Annotated in this window: 19 protein-coding genes; 11 read left to right on the top strand and 8 right to left on the bottom strand. The window is 62.7% G+C overall.

Translation table 11 applies throughout. The features are described from left to right. The first annotated feature begins 23 nt into the window (after positions 1 to 23). Together ACNQP3_RS00250 and ACNQP3_RS00245 are read left to right on the top strand one after the other, a co-directional pair. Positions 24 to 572 carry a gamma carbonic anhydrase family protein gene (locus ACNQP3_RS00250; protein ID WP_012269901.1) on the top strand — a complete coding sequence of 183 codons (549 nt, stop codon included), beginning with the start codon at positions 24 to 26 and terminating at the stop codon, positions 570 to 572. Positions 573 to 592: 20 nt separating this feature from the next. Next, positions 593 to 1,243 carry an HAD family hydrolase gene (locus tag ACNQP3_RS00245; protein WP_041166626.1) on the top strand — a complete coding sequence of 217 codons (651 nt, stop codon included), beginning with the start codon at positions 593 to 595 and terminating at the stop codon, positions 1,241 to 1,243. A gap of 33 nt (positions 1,244 to 1,276) precedes the next feature. Here ACNQP3_RS00245 and ACNQP3_RS00240 read toward each other — a convergent pair whose 3' ends face one another. Further along, complete coding sequence (locus ACNQP3_RS00240) at positions 1,277 to 2,350, bottom strand: aminopeptidase (RefSeq protein WP_060494172.1); 1,074 nt, start codon at positions 2,348 to 2,350, stop codon at positions 1,277 to 1,279. Between the two features lie 85 nt (positions 2,351 to 2,435). On the opposite strand from ACNQP3_RS00240, the gene ACNQP3_RS00235 reads away from it, so the two are divergent. Both ACNQP3_RS00235 and ACNQP3_RS00230 read left to right on the top strand, forming a co-directional pair. Continuing rightward, the gene (locus tag ACNQP3_RS00235) at positions 2,436 to 2,849 is read left to right on the top strand and encodes a hypothetical protein (RefSeq protein ID WP_012269898.1); all 414 of its coding nucleotides are present in this window, start codon (positions 2,436 to 2,438) and stop codon (positions 2,847 to 2,849) included. Positions 2,850 to 2,904: 55 nt separating this feature from the next. Next, positions 2,905 to 3,318, top strand: a complete 414-nt coding sequence (locus ACNQP3_RS00230) for a hypothetical protein (RefSeq protein ID WP_012269897.1) — start codon at positions 2,905 to 2,907, stop codon at positions 3,316 to 3,318. 35 nt (positions 3,319 to 3,353) lie between these two features. On the opposite strand, the gene ACNQP3_RS00225 is transcribed toward ACNQP3_RS00230, so the two are convergent. Continuing rightward, positions 3,354 to 3,587 carry a DUF1161 domain-containing protein gene (locus ACNQP3_RS00225; RefSeq protein ID WP_012269896.1) on the bottom strand — a complete coding sequence of 78 codons (234 nt, stop codon included), beginning with the start codon at positions 3,585 to 3,587 and terminating at the stop codon, positions 3,354 to 3,356. 74 nt (positions 3,588 to 3,661) lie between these two features. Further along, positions 3,662 to 4,087 (bottom strand): OsmC family protein, encoded by a 426-nt coding sequence (locus ACNQP3_RS00220; protein ID WP_012269895.1) that lies wholly within the window; start codon positions 4,085 to 4,087, stop codon positions 3,662 to 3,664. Positions 4,088 to 4,239: 152 nt separating this feature from the next. Between ACNQP3_RS00220 and ACNQP3_RS00215 the strand changes: the two genes are divergently transcribed. Then, the gene (locus tag ACNQP3_RS00215) at positions 4,240 to 5,244 is read left to right on the top strand and encodes an LLM class flavin-dependent oxidoreductase (protein ID WP_060494173.1); all 1,005 of its coding nucleotides are present in this window, start codon (positions 4,240 to 4,242) and stop codon (positions 5,242 to 5,244) included. Positions 5,245 to 5,281: 37 nt separating this feature from the next. Here the strand turns inward: ACNQP3_RS00215 and ACNQP3_RS00210 are convergent, their stop codons facing one another. Next, positions 5,282 to 5,503, bottom strand: a complete 222-nt coding sequence (locus tag ACNQP3_RS00210; protein ID WP_003253075.1) for a DUF1161 domain-containing protein — start codon at positions 5,501 to 5,503, stop codon at positions 5,282 to 5,284. Positions 5,504 to 5,604: 101 nt separating this feature from the next. Continuing rightward, the gene (locus tag ACNQP3_RS00205; RefSeq protein ID WP_012269893.1) at positions 5,605 to 5,820 is read right to left on the bottom strand and encodes a dodecin; all 216 of its coding nucleotides are present in this window, start codon (positions 5,818 to 5,820) and stop codon (positions 5,605 to 5,607) included. Between the two features lie 150 nt (positions 5,821 to 5,970). Between ACNQP3_RS00205 and ACNQP3_RS00200 the strand changes: the two genes are divergently transcribed. Then, positions 5,971 to 6,294, top strand: coding sequence for a DUF883 family protein (locus ACNQP3_RS00200; RefSeq protein ID WP_012269892.1), 324 nt, complete (start codon positions 5,971 to 5,973; stop codon positions 6,292 to 6,294). Here ACNQP3_RS00200 and ACNQP3_RS00195 read toward each other — a convergent pair. After that, positions 6,291 to 7,187, bottom strand: a complete 897-nt coding sequence (locus ACNQP3_RS00195; RefSeq protein ID WP_060494174.1) for a LysR family transcriptional regulator — start codon at positions 7,185 to 7,187, stop codon at positions 6,291 to 6,293. The genes ACNQP3_RS00200 and ACNQP3_RS00195 overlap by 4 nt on opposite strands. A gap of 110 nt (positions 7,188 to 7,297) precedes the next feature. Between ACNQP3_RS00195 and trpB the strand changes: the two genes are divergently transcribed. Both trpB and trpA read left to right on the top strand, forming a co-directional pair. Further along, entirely contained in the window at positions 7,298 to 8,515 is a 1,218-nt protein-coding gene (gene trpB, locus ACNQP3_RS00190) for a tryptophan synthase subunit beta (protein ID WP_060494175.1), read from the top strand. After that, positions 8,512 to 9,321, top strand: a complete 810-nt coding sequence (trpA, locus tag ACNQP3_RS00185) for a tryptophan synthase subunit alpha (RefSeq protein ID WP_012269889.1) — start codon at positions 8,512 to 8,514, stop codon at positions 9,319 to 9,321. Before trpB ends, trpA begins: the two co-directional genes overlap by 4 nt. Positions 9,322 to 9,440: 119 nt before the next feature. Here trpA and ACNQP3_RS00180 read toward each other — a convergent pair whose 3' ends face one another. Continuing rightward, positions 9,441 to 9,773: a DOPA 4,5-dioxygenase family protein gene (locus tag ACNQP3_RS00180; RefSeq protein ID WP_012269888.1), complete on the bottom strand. Its 333-nt coding sequence runs from the start codon at positions 9,771 to 9,773 to the stop codon at positions 9,441 to 9,443. Between the two features lie 52 nt (positions 9,774 to 9,825). Between ACNQP3_RS00180 and ACNQP3_RS00175 the strand changes: the two genes are divergently transcribed. Further along, positions 9,826 to 10,380 (top strand): NAD(P)H-binding protein, encoded by a 555-nt coding sequence (locus tag ACNQP3_RS00175; protein ID WP_012269887.1) that lies wholly within the window; start codon positions 9,826 to 9,828, stop codon positions 10,378 to 10,380. Positions 10,381 to 10,454: 74 nt separating this feature from the next. On the opposite strand, the gene ACNQP3_RS00170 is transcribed toward ACNQP3_RS00175, so the two are convergent. Continuing rightward, positions 10,455 to 11,354, bottom strand: coding sequence for a choline sulfate utilization transcriptional regulator (locus ACNQP3_RS00170; RefSeq protein ID WP_264316690.1), 900 nt, complete (start codon positions 11,352 to 11,354; stop codon positions 10,455 to 10,457). Between the two features lie 108 nt (positions 11,355 to 11,462). Here ACNQP3_RS00170 and betC point away from each other — a divergent pair, with 108 nt between their 5' ends. Together betC and choX are read left to right on the top strand one after the other, a co-directional pair. After that, on the top strand, positions 11,463 to 12,980 hold the full coding sequence (betC, locus tag ACNQP3_RS00165; protein WP_069943017.1) for a choline-sulfatase: 1,518 nt from the start codon (positions 11,463 to 11,465) through the stop codon (positions 12,978 to 12,980). A gap of 14 nt (positions 12,981 to 12,994) precedes the next feature. Then, positions 12,995 to 13,918 carry a choline ABC transporter substrate-binding protein gene (choX, locus tag ACNQP3_RS00160; protein ID WP_012269884.1) on the top strand — a complete coding sequence of 308 codons (924 nt, stop codon included), beginning with the start codon at positions 12,995 to 12,997 and terminating at the stop codon, positions 13,916 to 13,918. The last annotated feature ends 104 nt before the right edge of the window (positions 13,919 to 14,022 follow it).

Raw genomic sequence — 14,022 nt, 5'->3', positions numbered from 1 at the left:
CGGCACAGATGAGAGACGCTATCATGGCCATTCGCAACTTCCAGCAACACACTCCGAAAGTGGGGCCCAGGGCCTTCGTCGACCGTTCGGCGGTGGTGCTGGGCGACGTGGAGATCGGTGAAGACAGCTCGGTCTGGCCGTTGACCGTGGTACGCGGCGACATGCACCGCATCCGCATCGGCGCGCGCACCAGCGTGCAGGATGGCAGTGTGCTGCATATCACCCACGCCGGCCCGTTCAACCCGGACGGCTTCCCGCTGATCATCGGCGACGAAGTGACCATCGGCCACAAGGTGATGTTGCATGGCTGTACCCTGGGCAACCGCATCCTGGTCGGCATGGGCAGCACCATCATGGACGGCGCCATCGTCGAGGACGAAGTGATCATCGGCGCCGGCAGCCTGGTCCCGCCAGGCAAGCGCCTGGTCAGCGGCTATCTGTACATGGGCAGCCCGGTGAAACAGGCCCGGCTGCTGAACGACAAGGAGCGCGCATTCTTCTCCTACAGCGCCGGCAACTACGTGAAGCTCAAGGACCAGCACCTGGCCGAAGGCTACGACCAACCGGAATGAACCCGACTACCGAGACGAACATGCATCAGCAAAATATCCTCTTCGACCTCGACGGCACCCTGACCGACCCGCGCCTGGGCATCACCCGCTCGATCCAGTACGCCCTGGCCAAGCTGGGTATCGACGAACCGGACCTGGCCCGCCTCGAGCACTTCATCGGCCCGCCCCTGCTTCAGGCTTTCATGCAGTTCTACAGCTTCGACGAAGCCAAGGCCTGGGATGCGGTGAATTTCTACCGGGAGCGCTTTCGCGTAACCGGGTTGTACGAAAACCTGGTGTTCGAAGGCGTGCCGGCGTTGCTTGAAACCCTGAACGGGCAGGGCCGTACGCTGTACATCGCCACCTCCAAACCTTGGGAATTTGCCCGGGAAATCGCCCGGCACTTCGCCTTCGACCACCACTTCAAGGTGATCTACGGCAGCGAGCTGGACGGCACGCGCACCAACAAGGTCGAGCTGATTCGCCACCTGCTCGATGAAGAAGGGCTGGACCCGGCGCAGACGCTGATGATCGGTGACCGCAAGCATGACCTGATTGGCGCGCGCAGCAATGGCTTGCAGGCAGTGGCGGTGGGGTATGGGTTTGGTAGCCAGGAAGAGTTGATGGCGGAGGAGCCCGCTTTCCATTTCGCTACGGTAGCCGAGCTGCATCAGGCTTTCAGCAAGGGTTAAGGGCCACTGGGGCCGCAAAGCGGCCCCAAAATCTCACTGGCTAACCATCAACCCCTGCAATGCGGCCTTCCGTTCATCAATCGGCAACCGCCCCAGTTGCTCGACCCGCTGGTAAAACCTGGCCCAATCTCCGCCAACCTCACGAAACACCGCCGTAAACGCCGGCACCCACTGGTCATAAAGCCCGAACGGTAACAACTTGGCATTGTTCATCGGCCCATACACCCAGGCGTCATAGCGCTTGTCCCCGCCCCATTGGCCATCTCGCAACCGCCGATACTCCTGCCTCAGCCGATCGAACTCCGCCCGTTTGGCCAGCCGCTTGTGCGCATCGTCCAAAGGCCCGGCATAAATCGCCTGCAACCGCCCACGACTGGCCAGCACCAGCCGAATGAACTGGTCACGCTGCTGCCCCTGCGCCTCGCCACCGGCAGCCAACCCACGCGCCGCACGCCATTGCCGCGTGCCTTCCTGCTCGACGAACGAGGCAAACGACTCGTTGAATTCGGTGTCGTCCTGCACATAAAAGCGCTGGTGGGCCAGCTCATGGAAAATCAACGTCGCCAAGCGCTCATCGCCCCAGCCCACCATCGAGGACAGGATCGGGTCATCGAACCAGCCCAGGGTCGAATAAGCTTCCACACCCCCCACGTACACATCCAGGCCGTCCTGGCGCATCAGCGCCGCCGCGCCGCGCGCCGCGCCTTGCTGGTAGTAGCCGCGGTACGCCACACACCCTGCAATCGGAAAACAGTGCGTCACCGGTTGCAACGACAACTCGGGCGTGGCGAAAACATTCCACACCACGTAAGGGCGGCCAAGGTCGGCGTAAACCCGATAGCTGCGGTTATCCGGCAGTTTCAATTGCTGGCTGGCAAACACCCGCGCCCGTTCGGCCTGTTGCAAGTGCGCGCGCAATGGCGCGGGGGTAGTAGGGTCAGCCACCACCTGCTCCACTGGCTGGCGCGCACGCAGCAGTTGCCACTGCCCCTCTGCCAACTGCCCGTAGTAGGCCGCGCTGGTGCAACCGTTCAGCAGAAGCGCCGCCAGCAGCGGAACCAAACGGGTGAAAACGCGGTCGAGTGCCCCAGGGCCTGAGCGCTGCATAAGAAAAAGTCGAAGCATCCGGGACTGTCTGACTCGCTCAAGGCTGATTCGCTCCAAGACTATCTCGCCAAGGGGGAGTTTCGCCATGCGTGCATTGTTGGTCGCCGGCTCACTGTTAATGATTTCCGCCTGTTCGACATTGCCAGACCCAGACCCGAACCAGGCCTGGATCGACCTCACGCCCTACGACAACACCTCGCTGGACGCCCTGCAGGTAGATGAGCGTGACTGGGCCGACAGCCGCTATTTCGAAGTACAACCCGGCAGCCACGAGCTGACCGTGCGCTACCAGTTCCCGGTTACCCCCAGCAATATCGGCCCGGTCAGCGAACCGCTGTGGCGCGATTGCCAGGTCAAGCTGACCTTCAAGGACTTCGGCGCCGGCCAGCGCTATCAGCTGCACGCGGGCAGTATCGGCTTCCGCCCCTGGATCAAGCTTTACGACGACCAGCAAAAAATGGTCGGCCAAGGCTTGCCCGCAGGCTGCCAACGCACCTGAAGCGTACAATCGGCGCTATGCTTGTAACGTGTAAATCGCAAGTGGGAGTTTTGCCATGCGCCAGCCCATGATGCTGATCGCCCTCAGTGCACTGGGGGCTTGCGCCAGCCCCTTGCCGCCCGTCGACCCCAAGCAGGCCTGGGTCGACCTCTACACCATGACCCCCGGCCGAGTGATCATGGCCGACCGCCTCGACGGCAAGCGCCTGGATGATGGCCGCTATTTCCAGGTAACGCCGGGCAAGCACGAGTTGGTGGTGCGCTTCGATTATGAAATCTACTCGGGCGGCATCATGTCCGAACCCAGGGACCGTACCTGCTACCTGACCGTGCGCTTTGATGACTTCAAGGCTGGCGAGCGCTATCGCCTGGAGGCGCGTGCGCCGGTGATGGAGCCGCAAGTGCTGCTGTATGACGCCAGCCGCAAGGTGGTGGTGAACGAGCCTAGCAACGTGTTCTGCATTCCATGATGCTGGGGCTGCTTTGCAGCCCCAAAATCGTGAACCTACCGATCATTCTTCTGGTAAATGATCTTCTTGGTCCCGCCATCACAGCTACCAACGACCATGTTCTGGTCCTTGGCCTCGCTGTTGGGCACGATCTCCAAGGTGTAGGAAGTCACCCCCTGGGCCTGGATCTTGGCCTCGATCTCGGCTTTAAGCTCCTCGCACGGCTTCACCGCCGCCAACGCAGACGTGGCGACCAGGGAAGCCAACACGGCGATTGCTACGCGAATCATGGAACGGCTCCTGAAAAGGCAGTGGTGCTGCCGACGCTGTTTAGACTACAGCAAAGCGCCACCGTTGCGCCGCTTCAGCCCACCAACGCTGCATCCAGGCTGATCTTGGCGTTCAACACCTTGGACACCGGGCACCCTTCCTTGGCCTTGTTGGCGATCTCCAGGAACTGCGCCTCGCTGGCCCCAGGCACCTTGGCCCTGAGCACCAGGTGCACAGCCGTAATGGCAAAACCATCCGCTTGCTTGTCGAGCGTCACCTCGGCCGCAGTATCGATCCGGTCCGCGGTCAGCCCCGCTTCACCCAGCATCATCGACAGCGCCATCGAGAAACAGCCGGCATGCGCCGCCCCGATCAGCTCCTCCGGGTTGGTCCCGGGCGTGCCTTCAAAACGGGTGTTGAAGCCGTAAGGGTTCTGCTTGAGTGCGCCACTTTCGGTAGAAAGCAGGCCTTTGCCATCCTTCAGGCCACCTTGCCAGATTGCCGATGCTGTCTTTTTCATGATGCCTCCTGGTCACTGGGTTACTTACCTACCGTTCAGAGGCCTGCCGCCAGCCGCAAGTTCAGCGCAATATGAGTGCAGGCATTGAATCCAACGAATGCGCCCATACAGAGTCAAAGAGGCCGCTGGCCAACCACTTTTGCGGAGGCACCATGACGCAGCTGCGTGACCTGAAGATTTCCACCCTCGACCTGGTGCCCGTGCGCGCAGGCGCAGGCCCGGCGCAGTCGCTGCGCAACTCTCTGGACTTGGCGCAGCACGTCGAGCGCTTTGGCTACAACCGCTTCTGGGTAGCCGAGCACCACAACATGGACGGCATCGCCAGCTCAGCCACGTCGGTGCTGATCGGTTACCTGGCCGGGGGGACTTCGACCATTCGCGTGGGCTCTGGCGGGGTCATGCTGCCCAACCATGCGCCGCTGGTGATCGCTGAGCAGTTCGGCACCCTGGCCAGCCTGTATCCAGGGCGTATCGACCTGGGCCTAGGCCGTGCGCCGGGTTCGGACCAGATGACGGCCTATGCCCTGCGACGTGACCGCGCAGGCGGCCCGGACGACTTCCCGGACGATGTCGAGGAGCTGTCGCGCTACCTCGGGCCACGCACCGATGATCAAAAAGTGATCGCCGTACCGGGGCACGATACCGACGTGCCCATGTGGTTGCTGGGCTCCAGCCTGTTCAGCGCCCAGCTGGCCGGCATACGCGGCATGCCCTACGCCTTCGCCTCGCATTTCGCGCCGCGCTACATGCACGAGGCCATTCGCGTGTACCGCAATCATTTCAAGCCATCGACCACGCTGGACAAGCCCTATGTGATGTTGGGCATTCCCATGGTGGTGGCGGAAACCGACGAGAAGGCCGAATTCCTCGCTACCTCGGTGTATCAGCGCATTCTCGCGCTGATTCGTGGGCAAAGCCTGATGCAGAAACCGCCGGTGGAAAGCATGGATGGGCTGTGGTTGCCCCATGAACGCGACGCGGTGGGCAGTTTCCTGGGCCTGGCGATGATCGGCAGCCCGCAGAAGGTGCGGGCCAAGGTGGAGGTGCTGCTGGAGCAGACCGGGGCGGACGAACTGATCTTTACCTGTGACCTGTATGAGCATGAGGACCGGATTCGGTCTTATGAACTGATGGCACAGGCCCTCAAAGCCGAATGAGCCCCTTCGCGGGCTTGCCCGCGAAGAAGCCAACACATCAGCCGCGCCGGTACACAATCTCCTTGGTACCGGCCTCGCAGCTACCAATCACCTTGCCCGCCGGGTCGCCTTTCTTGACGATCTCCAGCTTGTAGCCAGTGACACCCTTGGCATCCAGCTTGGCCGCAATTTCCGCCTTCAGCTCCTCGCACGGCTTGCCCGCTGCCAGCGCACCACCGGCCAGGGTCATCAGGCCCAGCGCCAGAATCAGTTTGTTCATCACTCGCTTTCCTTGTGCAGATGAAATCAGAAAGGGCGCCCGCCAAGGCGCCCCTCTCTTAAATACTCCATCACGCCGAGATCATCCAGCCCGGCGCTGTTTCAGCTGTTGGCGATACGAAAGCCCACCTTCAGCGTGACCTGGAAGTGCGCCGCCTTGTTATCGCGGATATGGCCACGGGTATCGACCACTTCGAACCATTCCAGGTGCTTGATGCTTTTGCCGGCTTCGGCCAGGGCATTGTTGATCGCATCTTCGATACTGGTGGGCGAAGACCCTACCAGTTCGATCTTCTTGTAGGTGTGATGATCGGTCATGAGCGCTCTCCATGGGTGACTGTGAGATTGAGCCTAGCAGCGCAGGCCTGGTTTACCTGCGAGCCATCACCGTCAGCGAAAGTTCGATCGCACTTTCACGCAGGCCTAGGGTCGCATTTCTTACAGTCCATTCTGCAAAGGAGAGTCAACATGCACCGCAACTCGCTGCGTAAAACGTCCCTGGAAAGCATGGAAGCGGAGATCGAGAGCCTTCTGAAAAGCCTGGAGAACCTCAAGCACGATGCGTCGGAAGAATCCCAGAAGTCGGTGAAGGCAATCCGCAGCAACGCCGAAAGCGCGCTGAAACACTCGCGCAGCCTGCTCAGCGATGCTTATGAGGAAGTGAAGACCCGCACCCGCCAGACCGGCATCGCCACCCGTGATTACGCCCAGGAACACCCGATTACAACGGCAGGCGTAGCCATTGGTGCCCTCGGTCTGCTGGCGGCCTATCTGTTGTCGCGTCGCAACTAACCCGCCTGGCGTTGCAACTCACGGCGCAGCCACTGCGCCAGTTGCTCGGCGCGCCCATCCGCGGCGCGCCGTGGCACCCACAACGCCAGCGCTGCCCGCGTTGGGGAAAACCCCCACGGCGCGCTGAGCCGTCCAGCCCTCAAGTCATCCGCCACCAGCGGCTGCGGCGCAATGGCCACGCCAAGGCCGGCGACTGCAGCCTCCAGCAAGTAATACAAATGCTCGAACGCCTGGCCATAGTGCAACCCGGCCGGGTCCAACCCCTGCTGCCGAACCCAGGTTGGCCATGCTTGTGGCCGTGAGGTGGTATGCAAAAGGGCCTCCTCCAGCAAGGCGCTGGCAGGCGCGCCGCGCAAGCGTTCGAAGCCGGCAAAGTGGGGGCTGAGCACCGGGCCGATACGCTCTTCGGCCAGCACATGCACCTGCATGTCCGCAGGCCACGGAGGCTCTGCGTACACCAGCAATGCATCGAGCCCTGGACGACGCGGGTCGAGGTCGCCTTCACCTGCCGACAAGTGCAGACGCAATTCAGGTAATTCCGCCTTGAGTCGCCCCAGCCTGGGAATAAACCAGCGCGCCAGCAGGCTGCCCGAGCAGCCCAGCACGAACGGTGCCTCGCTGACATCACGGCTGAGTTCGGCACACACGCTGCGCAGCCGGTCGAAAGCCTCGCCACTGGCATCACGCAGGCGCACGCCGGCATCTGTGAGTTTGATGCCACGCCCGTCCTTGACGAACAGGGCTACGCCAAGGTGCTCCTCCAGCACCTTGATCTGCCGGCTGACTGCGCCATGGGTGACATGCAGCGCTTCAGCCGCCTGGCTAACGCTGTTGAGCCTGGCGGTTGCCTCGAAGGCGCGCAGGGCGTTCAGGGGAGGGAGGTCGTGGGCCATGTTACCTGTGAGTTTTTCTGACAAGTTTGCGCAATCTTATCGGTTTTCAGCGGGGCCTGCCGTGGTTAGAGTAAAGCCCATCACTCATTCATTACGCCCTGGAGCGCCCCATGACCCAGTCCCAATACCGCCCCGGCCCCGACGCCAATGGCCTGTTCGGCTCGTTCGGCGGCCGCTACGTGGCCGAAACCCTGATGCCACTGGTGCTGGACCTGGCCCGCGAATACGAAGCGGCCAAGGCAGACCCCAGGTTCCTTGAAGAGCTGGCCTATTTCCAGCGCGACTACATCGGCCGCCCCAACCCGCTGTACTTCGCCGAACGCCTGACCGAGCACTGCGGCGGCGCGAAAATCTTCTTCAAGCGTGAAGAGCTCAACCACACCGGCGCGCACAAGGTGAACAACTGCATCGGCCAGGTGCTGCTGGCCAAACGCATGGGCAAGAAGCGCCTGATCGCCGAAACCGGCGCCGGCATGCACGGTGTGGCTACCGCCACCGTCGCCGCCCGCTTCGGCCTGCCTTGCGTGATCTACATGGGCGCCACCGACATCGAGCGCCAGCAGGCCAACGTGTTCCGCATGAAACTGCTGGGCGCCGAGATCGTCCCGGTCACTGCCGGCACCGGCACCCTCAAAGACGCCATGAACGAAGCTCTGCGCGACTGGGTGACCAACGTCGAAGACACCTTCTACCTGATCGGCACCGTGGCGGGTCCACACCCGTACCCGGCGATGGTTCGCGACTTCCAGTCGATCATAGGCAAAGAAACCCGCGCCCAGTTGCAAGAGAAGGAAGGCCGCCTGCCAGACAGCCTGGTTGCCTGCGTTGGCGGTGGCTCCAATGCCATGGGCCTGTTCCATGAGTTTCTCGAAGAGCCGAGCGTGCAGATCATCGGCGTCGAAGCCGGTGGCCACGGCGTGCACACCGACAAGCACGCCGCCAGCCTGAACGGCGGCGTGCCGGGCGTACTGCACGGCAACCGTACCTACCTGCTGCAAGATGCAGACGGCCAGATCACCGACGCCCACTCGATTTCCGCAGGCCTCGACTACCCAGGCATCGGCCCGGAACACGCCTACCTGCACGAAGTGAAGCGCGTCGAATACGTCAGCATCACCGATGACGAAGCGCTGGATGCGTTCCACGCCACCTGCCGCCTGGAAGGCATCATCCCGGCCCTGGAAAGCTCCCACGCCCTGGCCGAAGCGATCAAGCGCGCACCGAAGCTGCCCAAGGACCACCTGATGGTCGTGTGCCTGTCAGGCCGCGGCGACAAAGACATGCAAACCGTCATGAACCACATGGCCGCCCAGGAGAAACAGGCATGAGCCGTCTTGAACAACGCTTCGCCGAACTGAAGGCCGAAGGCCGTTCGGCACTGGTCACCTTCGTCACCGCAGGCGACCCGGGCTACGACGCCTCGCTGCAGATCCTCAAGGGGCTGCCGGCCGCTGGCGCCGACGTGATCGAACTGGGCATGCCGTTCACCGACCCGATGGCCGATGGCGTGGCCATCCAGCTGGCCACCCTGCGCGCCCTGGAAGCTGGCCAGACCTTGGCCAAGACCCTGCAGATGGTTCGCGAATTCCGTGTGGATAACCAGACCACGCCAATCGTGCTGATGGGCTACTACAACCCGATCCACCGCTTTGGCGTGGAACCGTTCGTGGCTGAAGCCAAAGCAGCGGGCGTCGATGGCCTGATCATCGTCGACCTGCCGCCAGAGCACGACGCCGAACTGGCCACCCCGGCCCAGGCCGCAGGCATCGACTTCATCCGCCTGACCACACCGACCACCGACGATGCGCGCCTGCCGCGGGTGCTGGAGCGCAGCTCCGGGTTTGTCTACTACGTGTCGGTGGCCGGGGTGACCGGTGCCGGCTCGGCGACCACCGAGCACGTGACCGAAGCCATTGCCCGCCTGCGCCGGCATACCGACCTGCCGATCAGCGTTGGTTTCGGCATTCGTACCCCGGAGCAGGCTGCGAACATCGCCCGCCTGGCGGATGGTGTAGTGGTGGGCTCGGCGCTGGTCGACAAGATTGCCCAGGCCAAGAGTGCCGACCAGGCAGTAAATGATGTACTCAGCCTGTGCTCGGCACTGGCTGAAGGGGTGCGCGGCGCCCGTCGCTAAACCGCGTCGCCTGCTTCGCGGGTAAACCCGCTCCCACAAGGAACGCGCCGCTCTCAAGGTCTGTGCAGTACCTGTGGGAGCGGGTTTACCCGCGAAGACGCCAGCACAGGCATACCAATCTACCCACCAAAAATCGACAGGTCCAAGGGCCGCAAAGCCCCCATCCAGATCGCATGATCCCGGTGGTCCGCCAGCTCATCCCCGGTCAGCGGGTGCATGAACACCACCAAACCCTTCCGATACAGCGCCAGCCATGGCAGCACCACGCCCACGAACTCCGGCTCGAACGCCAGCTGGCAACTCCAGTCCGGGTGCGGCCCCACCGGCTTCTGGTGCATGCGCCCCATCGTCACGGGGAACAGCCGCGCCGCCTCCTCGCACAGTTCCCGGGCCTGCTCCATGGTCGCTGCGTCGTAATAAACGTGGGCGTGGTAACCCTTGATCCTCTGCACGATAACTCCTGATTGCGGTCCAACCATCACCACCTGCAAAGGGAGTGATGCAGTGAAAAACGCCGAAACCCCAGTGTACAAACTGGTCTTGTTCGGGCCTGAAAGCAGCCTGGGCAATGCCCTGATGGCCGAGCTGCTGTCGCGCCAGCACGAAGTCACCGCCGTGGTTGATGACCTCAACCGCCACACAGCGCGCCCGGGCCTGCACTTCAAGATAGGCGGGCTGCACGATGCCGACCAGGCTGAACAGGGCGCGGCAGGCGGCTCGGCAGTAATCGCCCTGCTATCGGCGCTGGCGCCAGGTGACTTGCCGGGGCAAGCACGCCTGAGCGAGGCACTGGTGGCGGGGCTTGAGCGTACGACTATACGCCGGCTGTTGCTGGTGGGCGATTTCGCTGTGCTGGATGAGCCGGGCAAGTACAGCGAGGCAGAGCGGGAATGCGTGGACCATGTGGTTGATGGGTTGCAGCGCAGTGCGTTGCGCTGGACCCTGATCAATACGCCGCAGGCGTTGCCCGATGAGGGGTGGGCACGTGTGGCGGCGGGGATGGCGGATATGCTGGAACTGGACCTGCACCGGGGCGAGCATCTGAACTTCGTGGTCTAGATCTGAGCAGCCTGTGGGAGCGGCCTCGCCGGGGCGCCGTACCGGTCGGATGGGCCGCAAAGCGGCCCAAAATCTCAAAGGCTGCGCTCATGCTCCAGCCAACCGACAAACCGCTCGATCAGCGCCCCACGCCGCTTGCGCGGTGGCAGAACCGCATAATACCCACGCTCCGAGCGCAAACTCCCCTCCAAAGGCCGGCAAAGCAACCCTTGCTCCACCAACTTATCCACCAAGTGCCCCCACCCAATCGCCACGCCCTGGCCAGCAATCGCCGCCTGAATCAGCAACGTGTAGTTGTCGAAACGCAACTGCCCCGCCGGCGGCGGGCTGGCCACACCAAACCCGCGAAACACCCCCGCCCAGTCAAACCAGCGGCTGGCTTGCTCGCCCTTCAAATGCAGCAAGGGCAATCGTTGCAAAGCCACGGCTGACAAGGGTTTGCCATCCGTCAGCCGGGGGCTGCACACCGGGAAAACTTCCTCATCGAACAGCCAGCGGCTTTCGCCCTGGTGAAAGCGCCCATCACCGAAAAGCACCGCCACATCGATGTCCGGGCGCAGCATCCCCTGGCTGCGTTCACCGGTGACCAGGCTCACATCCACCTGTGGATAAGCCTCATGAAAGCGCTGCAGCCTTGGCATCAGCCAGAACGCCGCAAAAGCAAAGTCGGTGGCCACCTGCAGCACCTCGCGCTGGCCGCGACCGCTGGCTTGGGCAATGCCGTCATCCATTGCCTGCAGGCCCTGGTGCACCTGCTGGAACAACACCTGGCCAGCCTCGGTCAACTCGATGCCCCGGTAAATGCGATCGAACAGGCGCGTGCCCAGCTGTGCTTCCAGGCGCTTAACCTGCTGGCTCACGGCCGGCTGCGTGGTACCCAGCGCCAGCGCCGCAGCGGTAAAGCCCCGCAGGCGTGCTGCGGCTTCGAATACGCGCAAGGTATCCAGCGACAACTCGGCGAGGTGGTCAAACATAAGCTCAGCTAATCCCAGTCATTGCCCACCATGGGCTTTACCCATGTTATCCACAGTCTCATCTTGGTAGGCAAGCAGATCGCATAACTCCAAACGATGGAAGCCACCATGACGCGCCCGAATATCCTGTTCATCATGGCCGACCAGATGGCCGCACCCTTGCTGCCGATCTACGCCCCTTCGCCCATCCAGATGCCGCACCTGAGCCGCCTGGCCGAGCAGGCGGTGGTGTTCGAGTCGGCCTACTGCAACAGCCCGCTGTGCGCACCGTCCCGCTTTACCCTGGTCAGCGGCCAACTGCCTAGCCGCATCGGAGCCTACGACAATGCCGCCGATTTCCCTGCCGATGTGCCGACCTATGCCCACTACCTGCGCCGCCTGGGTTACCGCACCGCACTGTCAGGCAAGATGCACTTCTGCGGCCCGGACCAACTGCATGGCTACGAAGAGCGCCTGACCAGCGATATTTACCCAGCCGACTATGGCTGGGCAGTGAACTGGGATGAGCCGGATGTTCGCCCGAGCTGGTACCACAACATGTCCTCGGTGCTGCAGGCCGGTCCGTGCGTGCGCACCAACCAGCTGGATTTCGACGAAGAAGTGGTGTTCAAGGCACGCCAGTACCTGTACGACCACGTGCGTGATAACGATGGCCGACCGTTCTGCCTGACCGTGTCCATGACCCACCCGCACGACCCCTACACCATCCCCAAGCGTTACTGGGACCGCTACGAGGGTGTGGATATCCCCATGCCCCGTGCCGAGTTCGGCCAGGCAGAACTCGACCCGCATTCGCAGCGCCTGCTGAAGGTCTATGACCTGTGGAACAAGCCGCTGCCTGTGGAAAAGATCCGCGACGCCCGCCGCGCCTACTTCGGCGCTTGCAGCTACATCGACGACAACATCGGCCAGCTGCTGCAAACCCTGGAGGAGTGCAACCTCGCCGACGACACCCTGATCGTGTTCTCCGGCGACCACGGCGACATGCTTGGCGAGCGAGGCCTCTGGTACAAGATGCACTGGTTCGAGATGTCGGCGCGGGTTCCGCTGCTTGTCCATGCGCCCAAGCGCTTTGCAGCAGGCCGGGTCAGCGCCTCGGTATCGACCTGCGACCTGCTGCCAACCCTGGTCGAACTGGCCGGCGGGGCTGTGGATAAAAGCCTGCACCTGGACGGCCGCTCGCTTGTCGGCCATCTGCAAGGGCAGGGCGGTCACGATGAAGTGATCGGCGAATACATGGCCGAAGGCACCGTCGGCCCGCTGATGATGATCCGCCGCGGGCCGTACAAGTTCGTGTACAGCGAGGATGACCCCAGCCTACTCTATGACCTGAGCCGCGACCCGCACGAGCGGGAGAACCTCACCGGCAGCCCGGAGCATCAGGCGCTGCTGCAGGCATTTGTCGATGAAGCACAACAACGCTGGGATATCCCCAGCCTGCGCCAGCAGGTACTGGCCAGCCAGCGGCGCCGCCGCCTGGTGGCCGAGGCGCTGGCCATCGGCACGCTGAAAAGCTGGGACCACCAACCGCTGGTGGACGCCAGCCAACAGTACATGCGCAACCACATCGATCTCGACGACCTCGAGCGCAAGGCACGTTATCCACAGCCCGCCCCCCTGGATTGAGAAGAGAGGCCGCCATGCACAAGTTCTCCGCCGCCGTGTTCGCCCTGGCCATAAGCACCGCCACGGCCCACGCCGCCGACAGCGACGCGCAATGCAGTACCGTGAAAATGGCCGACCCCGGCTGGAGCGATATTGCCTCGACCAACGCCGTCGCCCGCCTGTTACTGGAAAGCCTGGGCTACCAGGTGAAAATCGACAGCCTGGCCGTGCCAATCATCTATGGCGGCCTGAAGGACGGCCGCGTCGATGCCTTCCTCGGCAACTGGATGCCGGCGCAGCAAGGCTTCCATGACAAGTTCATCGCCAACGGCGATGTGCAGCAGCTGTCGCGTAACCTGGAGGGAACCGAATTCACTCTGGCAGTGCCCGACTATGTGTGGAATGCCGGGGTGAAGGACTTTGCCGACCTGCAGAAGCACGCCGACCAGTTCGACAAGAAATTGTACGGCATCGGCTCCGGCGCCCCGGCCAACCTGTCGTTGAAGGAAATCATCGACAAGAATGAGTTCAACCTTGGCCAGTGGAAGCTGGTGGAGTCCAGCGAGCAGGCGATGCTGGCCCAGGTCGACCGGGCGGTGAAGAAGCAGCAGTTCATCACCTTCCTTGGCTGGACCCCGCACCCGATGAACGTGAAGTTGAAAATGCACTACCTGACCGGCGGGGAAAAGTGGTTCGGCAGCAAGGGCGAGGTGTACACGCTGACCCGAAAGGGTTATCCACAAGCCTGCCCGAATGCAGCGAAGCTGTTGGGTAACCTTAAGTTCACACTGGACATGGAAAACTCCATCATGGCCGAGGTTGTGGATAAGAAGATCAGCTTCGATGACGCGGCCAAGGCTTGGGTGAAGACGTATCCCGAGGTACTGGACGGGTGGTTGGCTGGAGTGACTACCAAGGCCGATGGCAATGCCCTGGAGGCCGTCAAAGCCAAACTGTAGTCTTAGATACGACGCGCCCCTGTGGGAGCGGGTTCACCCGCGAATGCTGCAGTGAATGTACCGACGCATTCGCGGGTAAACCCGCTCCCACAGAGGGACAGTGG

Source organism: Pseudomonas sp. LFS074, assembly GCF_047978165.1.
Lineage (GTDB): Bacteria > Pseudomonadota > Gammaproteobacteria > Pseudomonadales > Pseudomonadaceae > Aquipseudomonas > Aquipseudomonas putida_P.
The sequence above is the reverse complement of the archived record's forward strand: the minus strand, read 5'-3'. Positions and strand labels throughout refer to the sequence as shown.